At 36.2% G+C, this 23,242-nt stretch carries 18 protein-coding genes; 8 read left to right on the top strand and 10 right to left on the bottom strand.

The window, feature by feature from the left end:
* Nucleotides 1–286 precede the first annotated feature (286 nt).
* The 3 genes from AC1Q6O_RS02740 (at nt 287) to AC1Q6O_RS02730 (ending at nt 3,310) form a co-directional block, all read left to right on the top strand.
* Nucleotides 287–496 carry a DNA-dependent RNA polymerase subunit epsilon gene (locus tag AC1Q6O_RS02740; RefSeq protein WP_008174035.1) on the top strand — a complete coding sequence of 70 codons (210 nt, stop codon included), beginning with the start codon at nt 287–289 and terminating at the stop codon, nt 494–496.
* Between the two features lie 5 nt (nt 497–501).
* The gene (gene rnjA, locus AC1Q6O_RS02735) at nt 502–2,169 is read left to right on the top strand and encodes a ribonuclease J1 (RefSeq protein WP_036123644.1); all 1,668 of its coding nucleotides are present in this window, start codon (nt 502–504) and stop codon (nt 2,167–2,169) included.
* Between the two features lie 337 nt (nt 2,170–2,506).
* The gene (locus AC1Q6O_RS02730; RefSeq protein ID WP_089985238.1) at nt 2,507–3,310 is read left to right on the top strand and encodes a serine/threonine protein kinase; all 804 of its coding nucleotides are present in this window, start codon (nt 2,507–2,509) and stop codon (nt 3,308–3,310) included.
* A 47-nt stretch (nt 3,311–3,357) separates the two neighbouring features.
* Here the strand turns inward: AC1Q6O_RS02730 and AC1Q6O_RS02725 are convergent, their stop codons facing one another.
* A complete protein-coding gene (locus AC1Q6O_RS02725) occupies nt 3,358–4,191 on the bottom strand; it encodes a TetR/AcrR family transcriptional regulator (RefSeq protein ID WP_239354233.1) in 834 nt (277 codons plus the stop codon).
* Nucleotides 4,192–4,290: 99 nt separating this feature from the next.
* Here AC1Q6O_RS02725 and AC1Q6O_RS02720 point away from each other — a divergent pair, with 99 nt between their 5' ends.
* The gene (locus tag AC1Q6O_RS02720; RefSeq protein WP_492400907.1) at nt 4,291–7,380 is read left to right on the top strand and encodes an efflux RND transporter permease subunit; all 3,090 of its coding nucleotides are present in this window, start codon (nt 4,291–4,293) and stop codon (nt 7,378–7,380) included.
* A gap of 51 nt (nt 7,381–7,431) precedes the next feature.
* On the opposite strand, the gene AC1Q6O_RS02715 is transcribed toward AC1Q6O_RS02720, so the two are convergent.
* The gene (locus AC1Q6O_RS02715) at nt 7,432–9,000 is read right to left on the bottom strand and encodes a glycoside hydrolase family 10-like protein (protein WP_008174048.1); all 1,569 of its coding nucleotides are present in this window, start codon (nt 8,998–9,000) and stop codon (nt 7,432–7,434) included.
* Nucleotides 9,001–9,554: 554 nt separating this feature from the next.
* Between AC1Q6O_RS02715 and AC1Q6O_RS02710 the strand changes: the two genes are divergently transcribed.
* Nucleotides 9,555–10,808 (top strand): MFS transporter, encoded by a 1,254-nt coding sequence (locus tag AC1Q6O_RS02710; RefSeq protein ID WP_008174050.1) that lies wholly within the window; start codon nt 9,555–9,557, stop codon nt 10,806–10,808.
* Nucleotides 10,809–11,356: 548 nt separating this feature from the next.
* Here the strand turns inward: AC1Q6O_RS02710 and mprF are convergent.
* From mprF to AC1Q6O_RS02695, 3 genes are all read right to left on the bottom strand, one after another.
* Nucleotides 11,357–13,882 (bottom strand): bifunctional lysylphosphatidylglycerol flippase/synthetase MprF, encoded by a 2,526-nt coding sequence (gene mprF, locus AC1Q6O_RS02705; RefSeq protein ID WP_342532123.1) that lies wholly within the window; start codon nt 13,880–13,882, stop codon nt 11,357–11,359.
* Nucleotides 13,883–14,198: 316 nt separating this feature from the next.
* The gene (locus AC1Q6O_RS02700; protein ID WP_008174055.1) at nt 14,199–14,906 is read right to left on the bottom strand and encodes a response regulator; all 708 of its coding nucleotides are present in this window, start codon (nt 14,904–14,906) and stop codon (nt 14,199–14,201) included.
* Nucleotides 14,907–16,508 carry an ATP-binding protein gene (locus AC1Q6O_RS02695; RefSeq protein ID WP_089985231.1) on the bottom strand — a complete coding sequence of 534 codons (1,602 nt, stop codon included), beginning with the start codon at nt 16,506–16,508 and terminating at the stop codon, nt 14,907–14,909.
* Between the two features lie 400 nt (nt 16,509–16,908).
* Here AC1Q6O_RS02695 and AC1Q6O_RS02690 point away from each other — a divergent pair, with 400 nt between their 5' ends.
* The 3 genes from AC1Q6O_RS02690 (at nt 16,909) to AC1Q6O_RS02680 (ending at nt 19,188) form a co-directional block, all read left to right on the top strand.
* The gene (locus AC1Q6O_RS02690; RefSeq protein ID WP_036123616.1) at nt 16,909–18,171 is read left to right on the top strand and encodes a dicarboxylate/amino acid:cation symporter; all 1,263 of its coding nucleotides are present in this window, start codon (nt 16,909–16,911) and stop codon (nt 18,169–18,171) included.
* A 134-nt stretch (nt 18,172–18,305) separates the two neighbouring features.
* The gene (locus AC1Q6O_RS02685) at nt 18,306–18,509 is read left to right on the top strand and encodes a YczO family protein (protein WP_012293071.1); all 204 of its coding nucleotides are present in this window, start codon (nt 18,306–18,308) and stop codon (nt 18,507–18,509) included.
* 130 nt (nt 18,510–18,639) lie between these two features.
* Complete coding sequence (locus AC1Q6O_RS02680; RefSeq protein WP_089985228.1) at nt 18,640–19,188, top strand: GNAT family N-acetyltransferase; 549 nt, start codon at nt 18,640–18,642, stop codon at nt 19,186–19,188.
* Nucleotides 19,189–19,221: 33 nt separating this feature from the next.
* On the opposite strand, the gene AC1Q6O_RS02675 is transcribed toward AC1Q6O_RS02680, so the two are convergent.
* From AC1Q6O_RS02675 to AC1Q6O_RS02655, 5 genes are all read right to left on the bottom strand, one after another.
* Nucleotides 19,222–20,193: a S66 family peptidase gene (locus AC1Q6O_RS02675; protein WP_089985226.1), complete on the bottom strand. Its 972-nt coding sequence runs from the start codon at nt 20,191–20,193 to the stop codon at nt 19,222–19,224.
* 15 nt (nt 20,194–20,208) lie between these two features.
* Nucleotides 20,209–20,703: a GNAT family N-acetyltransferase gene (locus AC1Q6O_RS02670; protein ID WP_107921540.1), complete on the bottom strand. Its 495-nt coding sequence runs from the start codon at nt 20,701–20,703 to the stop codon at nt 20,209–20,211.
* Between the two features lie 117 nt (nt 20,704–20,820).
* The gene (locus AC1Q6O_RS02665; RefSeq protein ID WP_107921541.1) at nt 20,821–21,924 is read right to left on the bottom strand and encodes a GNAT family N-acetyltransferase; all 1,104 of its coding nucleotides are present in this window, start codon (nt 21,922–21,924) and stop codon (nt 20,821–20,823) included.
* Between the two features lie 131 nt (nt 21,925–22,055).
* Nucleotides 22,056–22,535: a hypothetical protein gene (locus tag AC1Q6O_RS02660; RefSeq protein WP_043989686.1), complete on the bottom strand. Its 480-nt coding sequence runs from the start codon at nt 22,533–22,535 to the stop codon at nt 22,056–22,058.
* A gap of 6 nt (nt 22,536–22,541) precedes the next feature.
* Entirely contained in the window at nt 22,542–23,204 is a 663-nt protein-coding gene (locus tag AC1Q6O_RS02655) for a potassium channel family protein (protein WP_004224679.1), read from the bottom strand.
* Between the last annotated feature and the right edge of the window lie 38 nt (nt 23,205–23,242).

The following is a 23,242-nucleotide window of genomic DNA, read 5'->3' as shown; positions in this document are numbered from 1 at the left end:
AAAAAAATCAATTGCCTAACATTTGCCCTTCATTATTTGAAGGGCTTTTCTTTATTTTAGAGGAACTGCGTGATAATATAAAGGAAATGCATTTATTTGGCTATACGCAACCACTGTCTCACTACTTCCTATTCATTTTATAACATAGTGCACAACCGACGTATTGAGATACAAGGACTACAAACGTACATTTCTTCTTATAAGAAATTCGTTGTTTTCTTGTAGCACGTGTGTGGTAGTAGTCAAAGGTGCAATAAAATTGTACGCAATTAAAGGAGAGCAAACTATGATTTACAAAGTTTATTATCAAGAAAAAGCAAATGAGATTCCAGTTCGCGAAAACACTAAAAGTCTATACCTTGAAGCTGCTTCAGAACGAGAAGTACGTCAAAAGTTAAAAGACCGTAACTACAATATCGAGTTCGTTCAGCTGCTTGAAGGTAACTATTTAGAGTACGAGCAAGCAAGCCCGAACTTCATCTTGGAGGAAATTTAACAAACATGAAGTTTGTTAAAAATGACCAAGCAGCTGTTTTCGCGCTCGGCGGACTGGGCGAAATCGGCAAAAATACTTATGGCGTTCAATTTCAAGATGAAATTATTTTAATTGACGCTGGCATTAAATTTCCAGAAGATGACTTACTCGGCATTGACTATGTTATTCCTGACTATACGTATTTAGTACGTAACGTCGATAAAATCAAGGGACTATTTATTACACATGGACATGAGGATCATATTGGCGGTATTCCTTACCTTTTACGTCAAGTGAATGTCCCAGTCTATGGTGGTAAGCTCGCACTTGGCTTATTACGTAATAAATTAGAAGAACATGGCTTGCTACGTACAACTAAACTCATCGAAATTAAAGAAGATGATGTCATTAAATTTAGAAAAACATCTGTTAGCTTCTTTAGAACAACTCATAGTATTCCTGATGCTTATGGAATTGTTGTTAAAACACCACCTGGTAATATCGTTCACACAGGTGACTTTAAATTCGACTTTACACCTGTTGGCGAACCGGCCAACCTAACAAAGATGGCCGAAATTGGACGAGATGGCGTACTTTGCTTACTATCAGATAGTACAAACGCTGAAAAGCCTAATTTTACAATGTCAGAGCGTACAGTCGGCAAAAGTATCGATGAAATTTTCCGTAAAGTGGATAGCCGAATTATTTTTGCTACATTTGCGTCAAATATTCACCGTTTACAACAAGCAACAGACGCAGCTATAAAATATGGAAGAAAAATTGCTGTCTTCGGTCGCTCAATGGATAATGCGATTACAATTGGGCGTGAGCTTGGTTATATTAATGCTCCTAAAGATACATTTATTGATGCTCAAAGCATTAATCGACTTCCAGCAAATGAAGTAATGATTTTATGTACAGGCTCACAGGGTGAACCAATGGCTGCATTATCACGTATTGCCAATGGTACTCATCGTCAAATCCAAATACAACCTGGTGATACAGTTATTTTCTCTTCTTCACCGGTTCCAGGTAATACTGTGAGTGTCAATAAAATCATCAATTTATTGTTCCGTGCAGGTGCAGAAGTTATTCATGGTGCATTAAACAATATCCATACTTCTGGTCACGGCTCACAAGAAGAACAAAAATTGATGCTACGTTTAATGAAACCTAAATTCTTTATGCCTATCCATGGCGAATACCGTATGTTAAAAATGCATACACACTTAGCGGAAGATTGCGATGTACCACTTGAAAATACATTTGTTATGGAAAATGGCGATGTATTAGCATTAAGTGCCAATGAGGCACATGTGGCTGGTCGTATCCCTTCTGGTGATGTTTATATCGATGGTAATGGTATTGGAGATATCGGCAATATTGTGTTACGTGATCGTCGCATTCTTTCTGAAGAAGGCTTAGTTATCGTAGTCGTAAGTGTCGATATGGAAAATCAAAAAATTGTTTCAGGTCCTGATATCATTTCTCGTGGCTTTGTCTACATGCGCGAGTCAGGTACGATGATCAATGAAGCTCAAAAAATGCTTAATCGTCATCTGAATGAAACCATTCAAAGCAAAACTCCTCAATGGACAGAGCTTAAAAACGAAATTACAGACGTTTTAGGTCCTTACCTATTTGAAAAAACAAAACGTCGTCCAATGATTCTACCGATTATTATGGAGGTTTAGCCTCATGGAAAGAAGCTATGTACTATGTACATAGCTTCTTTCTTTTTGTTGGACAACAAAAGGTGAATTTTAAATTTACTTATTTTTTATCTTTTTTTGAAACCTCTTTTTTTATTTTTGCGTATATAGTAATAACAACATCAAAAAGGAGCGTTTTTATGCTAGATAAAATTCTTCATTCCCTACTCAATGGTAAATCCAAACGTCACTATTCTTCATCAAGCAGTCGTCGCAAATATTCTAAACGCCATAATTATTATGGGCATAAGCATTATAAACGTAGTTCTCGTAAAAGCTCACGTAGTTTTTTTAGCTCTTTAAGTTTTTTCAGTAGCTAATGTGGTGGAAACGACTTTCAGAAAAAAACTTTGATCATGCCGTAGAGCTTTTCATAGCCGAGCATCCAGATTTCATGTTTAAAAAATTTCTTGGCTTTGGCTCTTATGGTCGTGCGTACCTAATTGAAAATTGCTCATCAAAAGGTCCGTTCGTCTTAAAATGCCTGCGTCCTAAGCATCGTCATCACCAAAAAACGATACATAAATTCAGGCAGGAAATTCAAATTCTACAACAATTATCATTGCCGAATTTACCTAAAGTCCATTCGACTGGAACTATTCAAGATGTGCCTTATTTTATAATGGACTATATAGACGGCCAAACCTTTGAACAGCTTATTTTCCAAGAAGGTATTAAATTTACCGTCGCTCAGTCACTTGAAATAACAAAACAGCTTTTAGAACAAATTATCCTGCTACACAATCATGGTATTGTCCATCGGGATTTGCGTATACCTAATATCTTATTAGTTGATCAACAATTACACATTATTGATTTTGGTCTCGCAACGACATTACAAAAGGCAGTTGATCTTTCTTCCATACAAAACCCGAAGCGAGCTGAAAATCATATTAGTGATCTATATTTCGTTGGCCATTTTCTATTGTTCTTACTTTATTCAGATTTTAAACCAAGTAAAAAGAAAGAGGATGCTTGGCAACAAGAATTGAATTTACCGATTGAAGTGAAGGATTTTCTCGAACGATTATTATGGATTCAAGACCCTTTTAGTAGTGCTTTAGAGGCGTGGCGATCAATGCCCCATTTAATAACACCTTCCATGCATTCGAAAGAAAAATAAAAAATAGAATTGTTCACCCTCTAAAGTGAACAATTCTATCCTACCATTTAAATATTTAAGTATTTTGCACATACATAAGCAATCCAATGATACGCCGGATTAAGTCGTAAATTTTCTATTAGCCCCTTTACGATGGCTTTACTGTATGTTGGCTTTTCTATTTCGAGTTTTAACAGCTCCAATGATTCTTTTTCTATAGAATCCTCTATATTATCAATATTTTGTTCAATTAATTGCAGTAATATTTCCTTTGAAATGTCTTGTTCGCAAGGCTTCGCAATAAAAGTAACAAGTTCCTCTGTAATAAATGGTATCGTCGTATGACGTGCAATAATATCTGTTTTCTCTGCTAAAGATTTCGCAAGTTCTTCTAAATCAAGAGGCATATCTGAAAAGATAAACAGTTCCGCATAGCTTTTCATAAAACCTTTTATACAATACATGACATCGTATTTTGTTTTTTGTAATTTATCCTGATACAGTTGCTCCAGCATATAAATGATAGATTTAGACATCTCTGCTTCATATGCTGTTATTTTATAAAAAAGCTCTTTTTTTGTTAGAAAAACCTTTTCGTTAAAAAATACCCTAGCAGACGCAGAGTGTTCTTTGAAAGCCTTGAAGATACTTTTATAAAATTCAACCAACATCGTTTCTTTGTTATACGTCCTTCTGACTACGCGGTCAACATCTGTAATGAAGTGTTGTAAATGGTAGTCAACCATAGAGATAACAAGCTCATCTTTTGTTTTGAAGGATAAGTAAAACGCACCCTTAGAAATCCCACAACGTTCTGTTATTTGCTGTACAGATGTAGCCTCAAAACCTTGTTCAGAAAACAACTCTAATGCTTTCTCCATAATTAATTGCTTTTTTAACATATTTTTGACTCTCTCCTAATGCATTTCGTTGACAAATGACCGATTAGTCATTAGTATAAATAATTGAATTTAGTTAGTCAATAAAGGGTAGGTGTGAAGGTGAAAGGTTTAGTTAATTTCGTATTGAAAAACAAATTGGCAGTGTGGTTATTAACAATTATCATCACTGTCTCTGGTATTTATTCCGGTACAAGAATGAAAATGGAATCTATACCTGATATCTCAATCCCATACTTAATTGTCATGGGCGTATATCCTGGTGCAACGCCTGAACAAGTCATGAATGATCTTTCCATCCCATTCGAGAAATCTATAGAAAGTTTAGAAGATGTGAAGGCAGTTTACTCAACATCCTCTTCCAACGTAGCACAAGTGCAAGTTGAATACGACTATGGCATTGATATGGATGAAAAAAAGCGTCAGTTAGAAGCAGCTTTAGATAATTTAAAATTACCTGAAGGTGCCCAGGAGCCAACTATTATGGCCATCAGCATGAATATGATGCCAGTAGTAGCTCTATCCGTAAGTAGTTCTAAGGAAGATATTGTCGATCTTACGTCTACAGTAGAAGATGTTTTACTTCCTAAAATTGAAAAAATTGATGGTGTTGCCTCTGCAACCATTACAGGTCAGCATATTGAACAAGTATCATTTAAATATGATGAAGAAAAAATGGCCGCATTAGGTTTAACAGAGGAATCAGTCAAGCAAATGATTCAAGCAAGCGATATGTCATTGTCACTTGGATTATATCAATTTACTGTTGGCGAACAAGCAGTTTCCGTAGACGGTAAAGTACAATCCGTAGATGAACTAAAAGATTTATTAATTCCAGTCACACCTTCAGCAACAAATCCTTCACCATTTGTTCGTCTAGGTGATATTGCAAAGATTGAAGTAGAAGGTAAAGTACAATCTGTGTCCCGCACAAACGGTCAAGATGCTATTGCAATTCAAATCGTTAAGGGTCAAGATGCTAACACTGTAACTGTTGTTAATGCCGTTAAAGACCTTATGAAAGATGAAGAAAAACGTTTAGATGGCCTAAACGTCGATATCTCTCTTGACCAAGGTGCCCCAATTGAAGATTCTGTCTTTACTATGATTGAAAAGGCAGTATTTGGTGGTGCAATTGCTGTATTAATTATCTTGTTATTCTTACGAGATTTCAAATCAACAATTATTTCGATTGTTTCAATCCCAGTTTCAGTTTTCATGGCACTACTACTGCTAAACTGGATGGATATTACATTAAATATTATGACCCTTGGTGCGATTACCGTTGCCATCGGACGTGTTATCGATGACTCGATTGTAGTTGTTGAAAATATTTATCGACGTATCCATTTAAAACAAGAAAAATTAACAGGTCGAGCATTAATTCGTGAAGCAACAATTGAAATGTTTAAACCGATTCTTTCGTCAACATTAGTGACAGTGGCTGTATTTGCTCCACTTATTTTTGTAGGTGGTATGGTTGGTGAATTATTCATGCCATTTGCACTGACAATGACGTTTGCATTAGGTGCATCATTATTAGTAGCAATTACTATTGTACCTGCATTATCTCATTTCTTATTCCGTAAAAAATTATACGGTGAGAAAAAAGAAAGCCAGCATAAAGAAGTTGGTAAACTAGCAACATGGTACAAAGGTGTTTTAGAAAAAGCTTTAAATCATAAAATTATCACGTCTCTAATTGCCATTTTCTTACTTGTAGGTTCACTAGCGTTAACTCCTTTAATTGGATTTAGCTTTATGGGATCACAGGAAGAAAAAGTTATGTACCTAACTTATACCCCTTCAACTGGTGAGCTTGCAGATGAAACTGCGGCTAATGTTGAAAAAGTAGAAAAAGAATTAATGAAAAGTAAAGACATTGATATTTTACAAGTTTCCATTACAGATGCGAACAATGTCGATCCATCAGCCATGATGATGGGCGGAGGCGCTGGTGGTGCTTTAATGTACCTAATCTTTGATCCAGATATGAAAGACTTCCCTAAAGCACGTGAAGAAGTGGAAGACTATGTATTTAATATCGGTCAATCAGGAGAATGGAAATCTCAGAATTTCTCTTCAATGTCTATGTCTTCAAACGAAGTAAGCTACACACTATACAGTGATGACTTAGATAAACTACGAGATGCTGTCAATCAAGTTGAAGGTGCTTTAAAAGATGTGGATGGCCTAGAAGATATTAAATCTGATAATGAAGATCCATATGTAGAAAATGTACTAAAAGTAGAACAGAAAAATGTCCTTCAATATGGTTTAACAACGGCTCAAATTGTGATGGCTTTAAATGCCAATACATCACAAGAAGTTTTAACAAAGGTGAAAAATGATGGAAAAGATATTGATGTCATTGTTCAGCGTGATGCTAAAGCAGCCGCGACTTCGCTTGATGATGTTTTAGCAACTGAAATTAAAACAGCATTAGGCACAACGATGACTATTGGTGAGCTAGTAGATGTTGAAGAAGGTACAACTCTTAACTCACTATCTCGTTCAAAAGGTGAATACTTCGCAACTGTATCCGGTACGATTATCGGCGATGATATTTCAAAAGCAACTTCTGCTGCCGATAAGAAAATTGATAAATTAGATTTACCAAAAGGTGTAACAACAGGTGTTGCTGGTGTTGCAGCAGATATGCAAGAAACATTCACGAAGCTGGGTGTTGCTATGCTAGCGGCAATAGCGATTGTATACTTCATTTTAGTTGTTACATTCGGTGAAGGTTTAGCTCCTTTCGCTATTCTCTTCTCACTTCCATTCGCCGTAATCGGTGCATTTGTTGGTTTATTCGTAACCGGTCAAACGATTTCTGTTTCTGTTATGATGGGTCTACTGATGTTAATCGGTATCGTCGTGACCAACGCCATCGTATTAGTTGACCGTATTATTCATATGGAACATGATGGTCTAGCCATGCGTGAAGCTATTCTAGAAGCCGGTGCTACTCGTTTACGCCCGATTCTTATGACAGCCATTGCAACAATCGGTGCGATGGTTCCTATGGCACTGGGTTCTGGTGGTAGTGGATTAATATCAAAAGACTTAGCCATTACTGTAATTGGCGGTTTATTATCTTCCACTCTATTAACATTAGTTGTTGTACCAATTGTGTATGAAATGCTTTCAAAAATGTTAAAGAAAAATCGTAAAGATACGGAAGAAAATTAATAAAAAACAGCTACTCATGCGGTTTAATCACTTGAGTAGCTGTTTTATTATTTATTGAACTTCTTTCACTACAAAAGCTTCCTTGCTTTCTATACCTGTAGCAGATACAGCCGTAATGCCGTATGTATAGCTTTGCTTAGCAAGAGCTGACTTGTCCACAAATTGAGTGATGCCATCCTTATTATAAACAACATCCATTATATTTTGAGGGTCATGGTAAGAACCTTCTTTATTCCCTTTAAAACGATAAATAACATACTTACGTGGCTGTGTTTCATTATCGTCAATAATTTCAACCTTACGACCTGCTGCTTCCTTTGTCACTTCTACATAAGTCGGCTTGTTCGGCACTGTGTCATCATTCCAAGTTGTTTCTGGAGTCAATGCCGTATAATTATATAATTGTTGACTAACAATTGTTGCATAGCCTAATTTATTATTTTGAAAGCTTCTTAACGAGAAATGCATTTGCCCATCGGCTGCTACCTTTTCTGAACGATTTTCTAGTATTTGACTTGGCAATTCCATTTTATTTTTCCATGCAGCATCACTGTCATTACCAACTTTATAATCAGCCAGTCCAATGTATAGATGAACAGGGTGCGTTTTTGCATATGTTTGTACTTCGTGGCTCCACCAATTCAGCAATGTCCCATATTTCGCAACAGACAATGTTCTGGACCAATAAATTTGTGGGGTAATATAATCAATCGTGCCATTTTGAATCCACGTTCTGACGTCTGCATATAAATCATCGTAATTATTGACACCAGCTCGTGTGTCACTTCCTGTGTTATCCAATGATTTATTACGCCATACTCCAAATGGTGAAATACCAAATTGTACATATGGCTTTGTTTCTTTAATGGCTGTATAAAGATTTTCTACAAGCTTGTTCACATTATCTCTTCGCCAATCCTCCACTTTTTTAAAGGAAGCACCATATTTTTTATAAGCTGCTTGATCCGGGAAAACCTCATTAGCGATTTTGTATGGATAAAAGTAATCATCCATATGAACGGCATCAACATCATAATTGGCTACTAGCTCACTTACTATTTCAACTAAATAGTCTTGCACCTCAGGTAAGCCAGGATTTAAGTAATATTGTTTGCCATATTTAACAACCCAGTTTGGATGTGTTCTAGCTACGTTGTCGGCAGCAAGGTCAGTTAGCTTTTGTCCAGACATTGTTACACGATAAGGATTCATCCAAGCATGCAATTCCATCCCTCGTTTATGTGACTCCTCTACTATTATCTCAAGAGGATCGTAACCGGGATTTGTACCTTGCTTTTTCCCTGTTATGTAGGACGACCATGGGGCTAGCTCAGACGCATACATTGCATCATTTGTTGGCCTTACTTGATAAATAACAGTATTGAATTTATTGGCTTTTAATTGATCCAATGTTTGGCGTGCCCAAGCCGTGTACTGTTCCTTCGTCATACCTGCTTTCATATCAAGATTAAGAACCGTTGAAATCCAGACAGCCCGCATTTCTCTTTTCGGCTGTGTCGTGCTTGCCTTCACTGTATTAGCTGGGATTGCGGATAGGCAAAACACCAAAATCATAGCGACTAAAGCAATAAGTTTCCATTTACTATTTTTCTTTCTCATATTTCCTCCATTTGCTATTTTTCTATTTTAGTATATGATAAGTTCTCGCTGTATGCACGTCCCCGAAGCAACTTCTTCACTTGGTGGTTCAAGTCATGTAATCTTAATTACTCCCATTAATTTATAAGAAGCATGAAACAAATTAATTCTTTTCCAAAATCTCGACTAGATACCCCCAAAATATGTATAATTATAATCCCCTCAAAAAATAGATGACCTATATATACATGATTATTCCAAGTTTATATAATCATTGTTACAATTTCCTTATTTTAAAATTCAAGCTAATTTTTGTTTGATTCTTTCTTTACCCAGTCATGAACTGTATGCTACAATCAACACAGCTTATATAGAACGGAGGGTATTCCAAATGACAGCTTCAATTAGACTACGATTTCACATTACTAATTAAATATGCGTACACTTTGCCTGCTGTGCAAGGAAAATGGAATTAGGTCTAGTCTGTTTTAGGAATACTGGAAAAGAGGGGGCTTCTACTCCCCTCTTTTTTGTTGTCTTTTTACTTTCCACACAGGCACTACTGTTAGAAAGGGATGACGAATTTGGAACATTGGAAACGTAACACAATACTTTTTTTAAGTAGTCAAACGATTTCACTTTTTGGCTCTGCTCTTGTACAATATGCCATTACATGGTATATCACGCTTACAACGCAATCAGGTAGCATGATGACCATTTCGATTATTTGTGGCTTTTTACCAACCTTCTTCTTAGCACCTATTGCTGGTGTCTGGGCAGATCGCTATAACCGAAAATGGCTTATTATCTTGGCAGATGGCCTGATCGCCTTATCCACGCTCATTTTAGCTATTTTATTTTTAATCGGCTATGATGAGCTCTGGCTACTATTTGTTATATCAGCGGTACGTGCAGTTGGTGCAGGTATTCAAACACCAGCGGTTGGCGCTATTTTACCGCAATTTGTACCTGAAGAGCATTTAATGAAAGTTAATGGTGCAAATAGTAGTATTCAAGCTTTTATTATGATTCTTGCACCTATGGCAAGTGGAGCATTATTAACGATGGCTTCAATCGAGTCTATTTTCTTTATTGATGTTACGACGGCTGCTATTGCCATCGCTATCTTCTTAATATTTCTGCACATTCCTGCGCATGCAAAAGCTAATCAGCCACAAACAACAGGTTATTTTAGTGATATGAAACAAGGCTTCATCTACATTAAAGAGCATGCTTTCTTAAAACATCTATTCTTGTTCTTTGCCTTTTTCATGCTGCTTGCTGCACCTGCTGCCTTTTTAACACCTTTACAAGTTACCCGTAGCTTTGGTAATGATGTCTGGCGTTTGACTGCCATCGAGATGGCCTTTGCCATTGGGATGTTAATGGGTGGTATTGCAATCGCAACATGGGGTGGCTTTAAAAATAAAGTGCATACGATGACATTATCTGCCTTATTATTTGGTCTTTGTACATTGGCTCTAGGAGTCATACCGTTTTTTTGGCTGTATCTTATGATCATGACCGTTACTGGAATAGCTATGCCAATCTTTAACACACCCGCAACGGTGTTATTACAAGAAAAAGTGGATAGTGATTATATGGGAAGAGTATTTGGCATTCTCAGTATGATATCTACCTCTATGATGCCTTTAGGTATGCTAATCTTCGGTCCAATTGCAGATATTATTGCTATCGAGTGGCTACTTATCGGTACAGGAATCCTCTTATTTATCCAAGGATTTTTCCTTTTGGGCAGTAAAGTCTTATTAAAAGCTGGCAGACCTACTGCTGAGCATATGGATGTTGAAACACTAGAAAAAAAGTGAAGACTTCGTATAAGAGATCATTGCTGTTGATAAAAAAATAATTAAAACTTAGCTTTTATATTTTAGACGCTAAAAAGCCTGCTTTATGCAGGGCTCAGACTGTTGACAAAAGTCATCGAGAAGTTCAGTCTAGACGGCTTTTGTCATTTTTCCTTCTTTTTTATTTTTCAATATTTGGTAAATAACTGCCATTTTCAATATATTCTTCGAGCATAGTTGCTATTTCATGGCAGCAAATGTAAGCATCGCCTGCATGGACAATTTTTCAGGACCTCTTAAGGTTGTCCATCGCATACAATGCTTTTCCTGAATACGGAGTTTTTATGTAGAAGTTGATTGGAACGGAGGGCGGCGACTCCTGCGGGAAAAGCGGAAAGCGTCCGCCCGTAGTGGAAATCAAATGCGTTACTTTATTTTATTGTAAAAGAAAAAAGACTGTAGGAAAACTCAAAAATCATTGAGTTTTCCTACAGTTGAAAGCCCTGCTTTCTTGCTTCAATACCTGAATGATATCTATTCACGCAAAAAAATTATTAAGTCTACATGACTTACTTTTTCCTCTTTTGCCCGATTAACAATGTGATTTGTGCCATCGTGAATGGTAATGAAGATTTTTTCCGATAGGCTACATATTTGGGTACCCAAAAATCTGCATATTTTAACTTGAAGTTTTTTAATCCTTTAAAATGATAAAAATGCTGTCCGTGTAGAAAGATTTGCGCAGCTATTTTTTCACTTAAAAAGGAATATCTAGACTGTCCGACATTGGATAAAGGCGACATCCCCATATTAAAGTCACGATAGCCCTCCGATTTTGCCCATTCAAATAATGATAGGAAAATGAAATCCATTGTTCCAGATGGTGATCCTGGCTTAAAACGCATCAGATCTACTGACACCCTTTCGCCTTGATCATACATAGGCATAATACTAGCAAAGCCGAACGTTCCTTGCGCGCCACGTAAAACAGCAATCTTGGAAGTGCTTAAATAGTGTTCATCAAAAAAACCAAGTGAAAAACCTTTCTCTGCCCTTCCCTGCAACCATTTTGTTGAAACCTCTTTCAATTCCTTCATGACTTCCTGAGAATAAGGAGGACTCATTATTTCTACTATATAATTTTCCCGTTCAAACTTATTTCTTATCGCTCGACTGCCCTTCATTTCTTTACCCGTGAACGTAAATTTCTCTAAATCTACAAAGGCTTCCTCGCCAAGCTTAAAGAAACTATATCCATACTCGTGTAATGCAGAGAAAATTTTATTGTTAATTTCATAAAAGACAGGTGTATAGCCATGACGATCAGCCAATTCCAAAAATTCCTGGATAGCAGATAAAAAATCAGATTCATTACCAACCGGATCTCCAAGAACGATAATCTTATCTGCATAAATTTGATAAGAGAATAAAACAGTTCCTTTTTCATTCCAATGTACAAATTTATCATGCAAAAAAATCAAATGTGAATACTCCGTTCCTCCATAGGACTTCAAATGATCTTTAATAGCTTCCTCCTGCTCTTTAGATAAAAGCTTTACCATTTTTTTAGGTGTCCGTATAAAATAACCTATATAAAAAATAACAATGGCGATCAGAATGCCGATGATCGCACTATTAAAGAGGTCCTGATAATCGGTTATCATATAGTCTTGTAGGGCACTAGGAAAATGAATTTTAGCCGAGGGTAAATTGACATAGCCAATTACCACATACATCGCTGTGATAACAGTTACTACAGCAAGGTCAATTATGACAATCCCCCACGTCAAAACATAACTTTCTCGATAAAACTGCTTTTTGGACACCATTAATAACACTGCGACAATGACTAAAAAAATCGCTTCCTCATAATCAAAACCCTTAAAAATTGAAAATAGCGCCGAACTACTTAGCACCACAATCGCGAGCTGGTATGCCCTTTTTACTTTGTATTTGATTCCCCTACATAATCCTAACAGTATAAAGCCAGCTGCCACGGTCAATTGATGGGATACATTCATAATGGGCGAGGATAAAAACTCCTGAGCAATTTTTAGACGACTTAGTACCCCAGGCAAAGCTGCAGATAGCAATAAAATAATGCCAGCTATAAACACCAATATGGTTAATAGCGTATGGCTGAGTTTCTGAAAAATAATAGTAGGTAAGTCATCCCAAGATTCATTCCAACGCATCCAATATTCTTTAATAAATAAGAGTACGGAAACTAAAAATGGTAGAACAAAATAGCCGACACGGTACAAAATTAATAGAAACAGCACCTTTTCATCAGCAATTCCTATACTTTGTGTTCCCCATAAAAAAACGAGATCAAAGGAGCCAACTCCGCCAGGTATCATACTGACTATTCCTGCACTAGAAGCAATTAAAAATATGGGAATTAATGCTGATAAACCAATTGGAATCTTCACGATAAGTGTTAAAGCCCAGATCACGAAAAATACAGCTAGCCACTCTGCTACTGAAGTGATCATTAATTGAAGAGATAGTTTTGGTTTTAAAGAACTTTCCTTTTTATAGCGAATCAGATACGTCGCCCAAAAAGCTAGTACATATAGGCTGACCAGTATAACAGCAATCGATAACCATCGCTCTTCTTTGAGCAACGGAAAATCCCAAAAGAATATATACATAACCCACGTTAACAAAGAAATTCCAGTTAAATAAAACAGTGTTACCGAAGCAATACTTTTTATCATGCCTTCTTTATCTTCTTTATATTTTGAATAAAAGTAATCACGTAAGAATATACCTACTAACCCGCCAAAGCCAATAAGATTTGAAAAAGTATTGACAATAAATGAATGATTAAGCAAATTACGTTTATTGATTTTAATACCTAATATATTTACTAAAATAACATCGTAAAATATCATTGGCGTAATCGCGACAAAGGTGATCAGAAAAATTAATAAAAGCTCCCATAGCTGCAGCTCATTCACTTCTTTTTGTAGTAAATGAACATCTATCCCACTCACTGTTTGTTGAATTTCATAAATAGCAATCGCCAAAAGTATTACTGGGAATAATATTTTCAAAAATTTCAACAGTGCCTCTTTTCGAACGTTAAACATATGCCTAACCTACTTCCCATAAGCTAACTTAAAAATTTTCTTTTACCTAAACCATTTTACTTTTTAAGGTAACGGACCATTTCCATATTGTAACGTATTCTTTGCTATATGTATTGTCAAAGTAAGGTACTACTATTCATACTAGTAAATAAACTATTGCTCAATGTTACGCTCCTAAATTGCCAACAACAAAAAAGGCCATTTTCATCCCTCTATATATTAGAGAAATAAAAATGACTATATGGGCTCTATTTTTTAGAGTCACATACATGTAAAGGGGATTACTTTTCCACCTATAAATCTAGAAAACTAATGATTAAATATAATAACGATGAATAGGACGTCCTACACTTCCATATTGGATATCTACTTTTAATAGATTTTGCTTTTCTAAAAAATCAAGATAGCGTCTAGCTGTAACACGTGCTGTACCTATATAAGTAGATACCTCCTCGGCAGATACTGCCCCTCCACTTGTTTGAATATAGGCAAGTACCTTATCTAAAGTAGCTCGATTAAACCCTTTTGGTAGCTCCGCTATAATCATTGCTTCCGCTCCTGTCGTTGTAACGACAACTTGCTCCGGAAGACGTTGCTGCATAAGATGGTCTACATCATGTTGGGTTAAATCCTGCATACCGCTTATTTTTTTCCTGTAGCTTTGATAATTTTTTAAAGTTTGCTCAATCCGCTCAAATGTAAAAGGCTTCATAATATAATCATATACACCTAAGTGTAAAATACGTTGCACAGTGGGCATATCATTCGCGGCAGTTACCGCGATCACATCGACAGGAAGATGCTCCTCTCTGATTTTCCCTAACGTAATAATGCCATCTTGCTCTGGCATAAAAATGTCCATAAAGACAAGCTCAGGGGTTAATTGTTTAATTTTTTGAATTCCCTCAATACCATTACTAGCATAGCCAACTAATGAAAAACCTTGGATTTGCTCAATAAATTGCCTGTTCACTTCACGTACCATTGGATCATCTTCAATTAATAAGACATTTATTACATCCATCTATACTTCTCCTAACTCAAATAAAATTAAGAAACTTGTTCCTTTCATAAATTCACTCACTACTTCAATATCTCCATTGCCTTTTCTTACAATTTCATAGACTAAATGCAAGCCAATGCCCCGATTTTCATTAGCCTTTGACGAAAATCCATTTTCAAACATACGATCCTGTACCTCTTTGGACATGCCAATTCCATTATCGGAAACTGCTATCGCTAAGACGCCATCATGCTCATCTACAGAGATGGCTACATACTTATCTTCCTTCGAAAGGACATTTAAAGCCTCAAAAGCATTTTCGATTAAATTGCCCAGTAACACAACAAAATCATGGTGATCTAATAGAGGAGGAAAGCGTTTAAAATGGCTTTTTCGATCAATCTCAACCTCGATACCAAGCTCTTTTCCATAGCTTACTTTACTTAATAGCAAACCTGAAATATTTTCATTATGAAAGCGTTCGTTTAAAAATTTCGTCAAGGATGCTTCAATTTCAGTAGTGACTGTAACATATTCAAGCGCTTGCTTTGTATGTCCCAATTGTAATAGCCCAGCAATTGTATGAATCTTATTTTTATGCTCATGGGTTTGCACACGTAATGCTTGAACAAAGGCCTTTACACCTGTTACTTCCTCCGCAAGCTTTTTCACAGTTGTTAAATCCTTAAACATAGCAACTGCACCGACTAACTCGCCATTCACAATAATGGGTACACGATTACTTAAGATACTATGATGATTAATGTACAGCTCTTGATTATAAACAGGTGTTGCTGTTTCAACAATTTCAGGCAAACGGGTATCGGGCAAAACATCATAAATTTTTTGTCCAATACAGTCCTCTATTTTCCTAGTAACGCCTAAAATAACAGCCGCTTTCTCATTAAAAATCGTTATATTCATTTCCTTATCAACGGCTATTATTCCTTCATGCATAGCATTAAACGTTTCTGTTCTTTCCACATACATTTTTGCAATTTCATGAGGTTCAAGTCCAAACATTTGTTTTTTTATATGCCTTCCAAGTGTATATGCACCAAAAATACTGAAAATCAGCGAGATAACAATGGTAATCATAATTTCTCGCTCATAGCTTTGTAGCATTTCTAGCAAAGTTGGTAATGAATAGCCTACTACTACAATCCCCACTTGTTCCCTTTTGTCATTTATAATGGGCACAAAAGCGCGTATCATAACACCCGATTCTCCACGTGCCTTTGATACATAATAATGCTCACTAAATGCTGCATTTAAATCCTGCGACTCACTACGCTCTCCTAATTCCTTACTTACTGGATGTGATAATTTAATACGTTCCATATTCATCACAACAATATACTCTGCTTTATTAATCACCCTAATGCCATCTACTATTTTATTAATATTTTTCGCGGATTCTTTTATATTGTCATTGTTCAAATGAACACTTAACTCTGGTACATTCGATACGGTTCGTGCTACAAGCATTGCTCGCTGACCATAATCTTTTTCCTGTTCAGATAATAGGTTACCGAGTACAAAAATACCACCTAGTAAAAAAGAGAGTGCAATGATTAAAAATGTCACTAACAGTATTTTGCCGTTCACAGGCATTTTCATCATTCAATAGTTCCTTCCTTTCAAATTCGCATTCTCATTAGTAGTGACACACTTTTTATGATATGGTTTTAAGATTATCTGCAAAAAATTCTTTTGACAACACTTTAGTCTATATAAGTAGCAGAAAATATTGAATTTAATGAACAATATTATTATTTGATTATTTATAATGAACTTTATTATTACTTTATGCTTTTGTATTATAACAATAATATATTAACTATAGCGTACCATAACAGAGATAGTTATTGATTTTACTATATTTATATGTGGATATAAGGAAATGTACTTAATGAACGTTATGTTTCTTATTTTCTAAATCTCTTTTTTTATGAAGTATTCGCTATGATGATTCTAGTGAAAGCGATATCAAAGAGAAAATTTAGAAAAGAGGTAGCAAAAAATGAAGTTACTGAAAAATTTGACTGTTCAGGTTATAGTAGCTATCATCCTTGGGATTATTGTCGGAGCCATTTTCCCCGAGTTTGGTGCTAGTTTAAAAATCTTAGCAGATCTATTCATTAAATTAATTAAAATGTTAATTGCTCCAATTATCTTCCTAACAGTCGTTATTGGAATTGGCAGTATGGGAGATATGAAAAAGGTCGGGAAAATCGGAGGTAAAGCATTACTTTACTTCGAAATCGTTTCTACAATTGCCTTAGCAATCGGCATTGCTGTTGCTTTAATTGTAAGTCCTGGTACAGGTTTAGATACATCAGGTGCATCTGATGCTGATATTTCGAAATATACAACTGCTGCAGCTGAATCTGAGCAGGGCTTAGGTGCATTTATCTCTAGTATTATTCCCGAAAATGTAGTTGGCGCATTAGCAACTGGTCAACTATTGCCTGTTCTATTTTCTGCTATTTTATTTGGCTTAGCAGCTGCCTCAATCGGTGCACCTGCAAAACCAGTCATCACATTCTTTGAGCAAGTAGCAGAAATTTTCTTCAAGATTGTCAGTATGGTTATGAAAATATCACCAATCGGAGCTTTTGGTGCAATGGCCTATACAATTGGGAATTTTGGATTAAAATCTTTAGGTAATCTAGGTCTATTAATGGCTGCCGTATATATTACAATGTTTTTATTTGTTGTCTTTATTTTAGGCGGCATTGCAAAGTTCTTTGGATTTAATATCTTTAAATTTATTGCTTACATTAAAGATGAGATTTTCTTAGTAATTGGGACTTCCTCTTCTGAATCTGCTCTACCATCTATGATGCGAAAGCTTGAGAATTATGGCTGCTCGAAGCAGGTTGTAGGTTTAGTCGTTCCTACTGGGTACTCCTTCAATCTAGATGGGACTTCCATTTATCTATCAATGGCTGCCTTATTTATTGCACAAGCATATGGGATGGACCTAACTTGGATTCAAATCATTACACTACTTGGAATTTTAATGATTACTTCTAAAGGTGCAGCGGGTGTAACTGGGTCAGGATTTATTACATTAGCAGCAACTTTAGCTGCCTTCCCAATGATACCAGTGGAGGGAATAGCACTTTTAATTGGTGTCGATCGTTTTATGTCTGAGGCTCGTGCTGTTACAAATTTAATTGGTAATGGCGTAGCATGTGTTGTAGTATCAAAATCCGAAAAAGAATTTGATGTAACAATGGAAGAACGTGCCCTTCAAGGGAAGGCCACTATAGTATCCTAAGAAAAAGGGCAGTGAAACAGTCATGGCTGTTTCACTGCCCTTCTTATGTTTTTTATCCAAGGGTAGACTATGAATAACACTTATGTTTAAACTCTAGTAAAATGGTGAAAGTGTATAGTAAGAGGTGATCATAAATGACTAATAAAAAACAATCAAAAACTCGCTATACAAACAATCCCGATGTGTTGGATACAGGGAAGGAAAGTATTTTTGATAAACATGAGGATATGAAAACTGTTGATCCTATACCTGTCGAAGAACTAAATGAAAAAGTCAAAGATGAACAGCATAAAACGAAAACAAAGGACTCCTCTGCAACCGATAAGCGCTATCCGTAAAGAGAAATTTTGCCTAGAAGATGTGTCCACAGATGATAAATATCCCCTCATCTGCCTGTTAGAAAAAGTTGACCCCATTCATTCTGAGGTCAGCTTTTTTGTATACTCTAATGTTAAGGGAGGAAAACATATGCAATATACTATACCCATTTTGAAAACGGAAAGGCTACTTTTAAGACCTATTACCCAGCAGGATGTAGAGGCTATGTTCGTTTATACTTCTCGAGAAAACGTAGCCCGTTATGTTACATGGCATGCCCATACAAGTATAGAGGACACTAAAGCTTTTATGATGCTCATATTAAGTGGGTACGAACAAGAAAATCATTTACTTTGGGGTATTGAATATTCTGGGACTCTAATCGGAACCATCGACTTTGTAACGATTAATCACACACATAAATTGGGGGAAATCGGTTATGTTCTTTCGGAAGATTATTGGAATAAAGGATTAACAACGGAGGCCACAAAAAAGCTGATTGACTTTGGATTTAAAGAATTGAAACTCGTACGTATTCAAGCGAGATGCTTGGAAGAAAACATTGGTTCTCAAAAAGTGATGGAGAAATCCGGAATGCAGTTTGAAGGGCTGCTACGCAAAAGTATGTTCATTAAAGGACAATATAAAAATGTCAAAATGTACGCTATAACTGATGATGATGTAAGGAATCCATCATAAATAAAGCCTTGCCAAATTAGCAAGGCTTTGTACTTATAACCATTGTTCGATACAGTATATCTTTTTAGCTGTAGCATCTAGCCTCACTCGTTTACCGATTGCTATCGGATGCATAGGCTGTGTGTGACAAATATCCACTTCCGCCAAAATAGGTATGTTTATACCGTCCAATTGTTCTAGTAAAATATCAGATGGTTGGCGTCCGGTTCCTAGATCATCGTAACATTCATGCTTACCCAAAATAATTCCACTTATTTTGTCAAAAATTCCGTGCAATTTGAGCATCGCAAAATTCTTTTCCACGATCGCTGCATTTTTCATACAATCTTCCATTAATAAAATGTCACCTTCAGCAATGACAGGGAAATAAGGTGTCCCAATAAAACCATACATGGCATTTACATTCCCCCCCATTAGTCTTCCCTCTACAACTCCCTCTCGAACGGTTTTCCATTCATTCTTGATTACCTTTTTCTCTACTGTTTTCTCTAGCCAATTGACTGGCTCATCTGACCAATAAGGAGGCTTCTGTATTTCATAAGGGAGTGTTTGAGGCTGCAAGAAATACTCCTCAAAAAATTTGTATGTATCGTTGACTAATGGTTCAAACTCACCAAAGGATGGCACGAGCGCTGGACCATAAAATGTTGAAATACCAGTCTTCGCATAAAGTGCCAGTAGAATGGCTGTTGCATCAGAGTAACCTATAATCATTTTTGGGTTTCGTTGGAAAGCCTCATAATCAATATAAGGAAGCATACTATTGGAATTGGTACCTCCAATCGTAGACATAATAATATCCACACTAGGATTGCGGAGTAATTCATTTAATTCCTCTGCTCGTTTTTTTGGTGAGCCTGAGCGATAATAATCAGATTTGCCAGTAAGAGAACCTTCTACAATATGAAAATTTTTCTCTTCTAGAAATGCTTTTGCACGCTCAAAACGTTTCGACGCAGAAACCGTCGCTGGAGAGGAAGGTGAAAAAATACCGATAGTCGTCATCTTTTACTCCATTTCTTAGATAAGTTTTGACATGTAATATTCATTGATATATTGTCCATCCACATACAAGGAATCCCGTTTCGTTCCCTCTATCTCAAAGCCCATTTTCTTATATAAAGCAACTCCAGCCTCATTATTTTCCATAACCGTTAACTCGAGACGATGGATACCATTCTCTTTAGCCCATTGTTCTACATGATTAAATAAGGCTGATCCAATTTTTCTGCCCCTATAATGACTATGGATGCCAATGACAAGATAAGCACGATGAGCAATTCTTGTTGCTTCATTCCCTTGTGCAATTAAATAAGCCACCACCTTGTCATCTATTTCTGCTACGAATAATGCTGAATGACGGCTATGATAAAGCTTTTCTAAATAATTTGCAAATGTCTCGGGCTCCATTTTTCGCTCGCCAGGACCAAATAACATCAGATTGGATGCCTCCGCATTTGTCATAACTGCTATAATTTGAATACTATCATTTCTTGTTGCTTCTCGTATTCGCATGTAAAGTACCTCACTTCCTATTTGTTGTCTTTATCCATTAGAAAAGATTATCTAAAACCCCCAATCTCTGCTTTTAAAGCTTTAGCATGTTTGACCTGACCATAATCTTCTTCCCTTTTAATAGCATTGGATTTTAGCAACTAGTTTTTCATTGTTAAAATGAAGCGTCTCTGCATCATTCAGCGTATATGCCTGCAATGTTGCATTATTTTTTTGCCAGCTATTAAATAGCCTGCTTCGTTCAGGATCATCATAATGTGGACAAAAAGTTCCTGATAATATCCCTAGTCCGTTGTATTCCTCATAATGATTGTGTTGATTTTCACTAAAGCATTTGTCAAACCAACACATTGCCCCAGCACTCATGCCAGCTAAAATAACGCCGCTTTTATAAGCTTCCTTCAATAGCTCCCCGAATTGATAGGCATGCCATTTATCTAAAAGATGCTTGGTATTTCCTCCGCCTACATAAATAATATCCTGTGCCAATATTTTTTCTCGAATTTGTATGTCATTCATGTCCTCTTGCAAAATATGAGTAGCATCACAATGTGTAAAAGCTGAATAAAATTTATCGATATACCCCTGTGCATCATTACTTGCTGTTGGAATAAAACAAATTTTGATGCGTTCAGCTGTCTTAATTAGACTCAAAATATAATGGTCAACAAATGAAGGGATTTGCTGAGAGAATCCTCCGCCTGATATGGCAACAATTTGTCTAGTGACAGCACTCGTTTTTTTTAATTTATAGACCGCTTGCTCTCGACCAAATCTTTCAAGTACCTGTACTTTTTTCATCCCTAGCTTTTCGAGTAGTCGACAAGATGCACGATTAGCAGTTTGTGTCTCTGCCACGATAGAGGAGATATTTAAATACGTCAAACCTTCCTCAATCACTTGCGTTAGAACTTCAAATGCTAACCCCCGCCCCCAATACTCGGGTAAAAATTGATAGGAAAGTTCATACATCTCATGCTCATGATACTCATCGATGGATACAAGGCCTATAAATTCCCCTGTTTTCTTTAATGAGATATAAAAATATGTATTAGGAAATGGTGCCTCTAGCATGCCTCTAAAGGAAGCTTCGATATAGTTTTTTTGTGGAATTCCTCCAAGATACTCTCTGACGCTTTCATTTGTGTAGAGCCCTTGAATATCCATGAAATGTTTTGATTGTATACGTTCGATCACACATCGATTAGACATAAACCTCATGTATTTTACCCCCTTCTTTATGTCACAGTTTAATCGAACTGCCATACTGAAATCAAACATTTTTTCCAAATATTACTTTTCTATAAACTAAAAAATAGTGACCAGCCATACGTGCTGTGTCACTACCTTCATTAATGTTGATATTGCTCAAGTAAACGTTGAGTATTGGTTGATTGTTCTAAAACTTTTTTCTCTTGAGCCCAATAAATCATATATTGATCGTCACCGATTGGAAAAACCATTTGTTGCAATTCTTCGCTTAGCTCAGAGCTAATCGCTACCTTTAAAATGTCCACTTCATAAAGCGGTTTGTCCTTTATTTTATAAACAATATGATAGGCGGGCTCTTCTTCAAAAATTGCTCGTTCTTTTTTAGAAAGCTTCTTTACATGACTTAAAGGGTATTTTTCAATAAAGTTCTTCGCCTCGCCGTCAGACCCTCGAAATACCGTTTGTTCCCCTTGGAATAATTCGATTGAATCAATTTTTGTAGCTTCATTTAAAATAAGAGAAATCGCTTCCTGCTCATTTTTTTCACGAGATTGCATAACAAAAATTCCGATCAGTAAAATAGCCGCAAATATAATTAGTCTCCATCTTCGTTTTGTCATTGCCAATTACCCATTCAATGCCTTTTTTACAAAACGATTTATATCAACATCAGCACCAATTACAAGCATAATATCTCCCAATAAAATCTTATCACTTGCTTGAGGTGATACGATAATATCAGCACCACGCTTAATCCCTACGATGTTAATCCCATATTTAGCTCGAATATCTAAATCCATAATCGAATATCCGGCAATAGCATCATTCGCCTTTAATTCCATAATAGAGTGTTCATCTGAAAGCTCTAAATAATCTAGTACTGTATTCGATAGCATATTATTGGCAATACGAATACCCATATCTCTTTCAGGATGGACTACAAAGTCGGCACCAATTTTCCGCAATACCTTCTCATGGTAATCATTTTGAGCCTTTACTGTAATTTGCTCAACACCAATTTCTTTTAAAATAATGGTTGTTAAAATACTTGCTTGAATATCTTCACCAATTGCTACAATCACATGTTCAAAATTACGAATACCTAATGAATTTAGAACCGATTCATCTGTTGAATCTGCAATGACGGCTTGTGTAGCAATAGAAGCAAATTCGTCTACACGCTCTGAAGAATGGTCGATTGCCATCACTTGAGCACCCTGACTCATTAATTCACGAACTATACTCCCCCCAAAACGTCCAAGCCCAATGACCGCAAACTCTTTTTTCATCATAAAAAATCCCTCCGAAAACTACTATACCATCATTG

The sequence above is a fragment of the Lysinibacillus sp. GW823-FHT06C08 genome (genome assembly GCF_058795135.1).
Note: the sequence above shows the minus strand (reverse complement) of the source record. Positions and strands in the feature narration are given on the sequence as shown.

What these genes read in the sequence shown, in the direction of transcription:
- AC1Q6O_RS02655 (WP_004224679.1), bottom strand. Translation starts at nt 23,204, where the DNA reads ATGAAAAAAGAGTTTGCGGTCATTGGGCTTGGACGTTTTGGGGGGAGT.
- AC1Q6O_RS02715 (WP_008174048.1), bottom strand. Translation starts at nt 9,000, where the DNA reads ATGAGAAAGAAAAATAGTAAATGGAAACTTATTGCTTTAGTCGCTATG.
- AC1Q6O_RS02680 (WP_089985228.1), top strand. Translation starts at nt 18,640, where the DNA reads ATGCAATATACTATACCCATTTTGAAAACGGAAAGGCTACTTTTAAGA.
- AC1Q6O_RS02740 (WP_008174035.1), top strand. Translation starts at nt 287, where the DNA reads ATGATTTACAAAGTTTATTATCAAGAAAAAGCAAATGAGATTCCAGTT.
- AC1Q6O_RS02730 (WP_089985238.1), top strand. Translation starts at nt 2,507, where the DNA reads ATGTGGTGGAAACGACTTTCAGAAAAAAACTTTGATCATGCCGTAGAG.
- AC1Q6O_RS02690 (WP_036123616.1), top strand. Translation starts at nt 16,909, where the DNA reads ATGAAGTTACTGAAAAATTTGACTGTTCAGGTTATAGTAGCTATCATC.
- AC1Q6O_RS02675 (WP_089985226.1), bottom strand. Translation starts at nt 20,193, where the DNA reads ATGACGACTATCGGTATTTTTTCACCTTCCTCTCCAGCGACGGTTTCT.
- AC1Q6O_RS02710 (WP_008174050.1), top strand. Translation starts at nt 9,555, where the DNA reads ATGACGAATTTGGAACATTGGAAACGTAACACAATACTTTTTTTAAGT.
- AC1Q6O_RS02670 (WP_107921540.1), bottom strand. Translation starts at nt 20,703, where the DNA reads ATGCGAATACGAGAAGCAACAAGAAATGATAGTATTCAAATTATAGCA.
- AC1Q6O_RS02665 (WP_107921541.1), bottom strand. Translation starts at nt 21,924, where the DNA reads ATGAGGTTTATGTCTAATCGATGTGTGATCGAACGTATACAATCAAAA.
- AC1Q6O_RS02700 (WP_008174055.1), bottom strand. Translation starts at nt 14,906, where the DNA reads ATGGATGTAATAAATGTCTTATTAATTGAAGATGATCCAATGGTACGT.
- AC1Q6O_RS02685 (WP_012293071.1), top strand. Translation starts at nt 18,306, where the DNA reads ATGACTAATAAAAAACAATCAAAAACTCGCTATACAAACAATCCCGAT.
- AC1Q6O_RS02725 (WP_239354233.1), bottom strand. Translation starts at nt 4,191, where the DNA reads ATGTTAAAAAAGCAATTAATTATGGAGAAAGCATTAGAGTTGTTTTCT.
- mprF (WP_342532123.1), bottom strand. Translation starts at nt 13,882, where the DNA reads ATGTTTAACGTTCGAAAAGAGGCACTGTTGAAATTTTTGAAAATATTA.
- rnjA (WP_036123644.1), top strand. Translation starts at nt 502, where the DNA reads ATGAAGTTTGTTAAAAATGACCAAGCAGCTGTTTTCGCGCTCGGCGGA.
- AC1Q6O_RS02660 (WP_043989686.1), bottom strand. Translation starts at nt 22,535, where the DNA reads ATGACAAAACGAAGATGGAGACTAATTATATTTGCGGCTATTTTACTG.
- AC1Q6O_RS02695 (WP_089985231.1), bottom strand. Translation starts at nt 16,508, where the DNA reads ATGATGAAAATGCCTGTGAACGGCAAAATACTGTTAGTGACATTTTTA.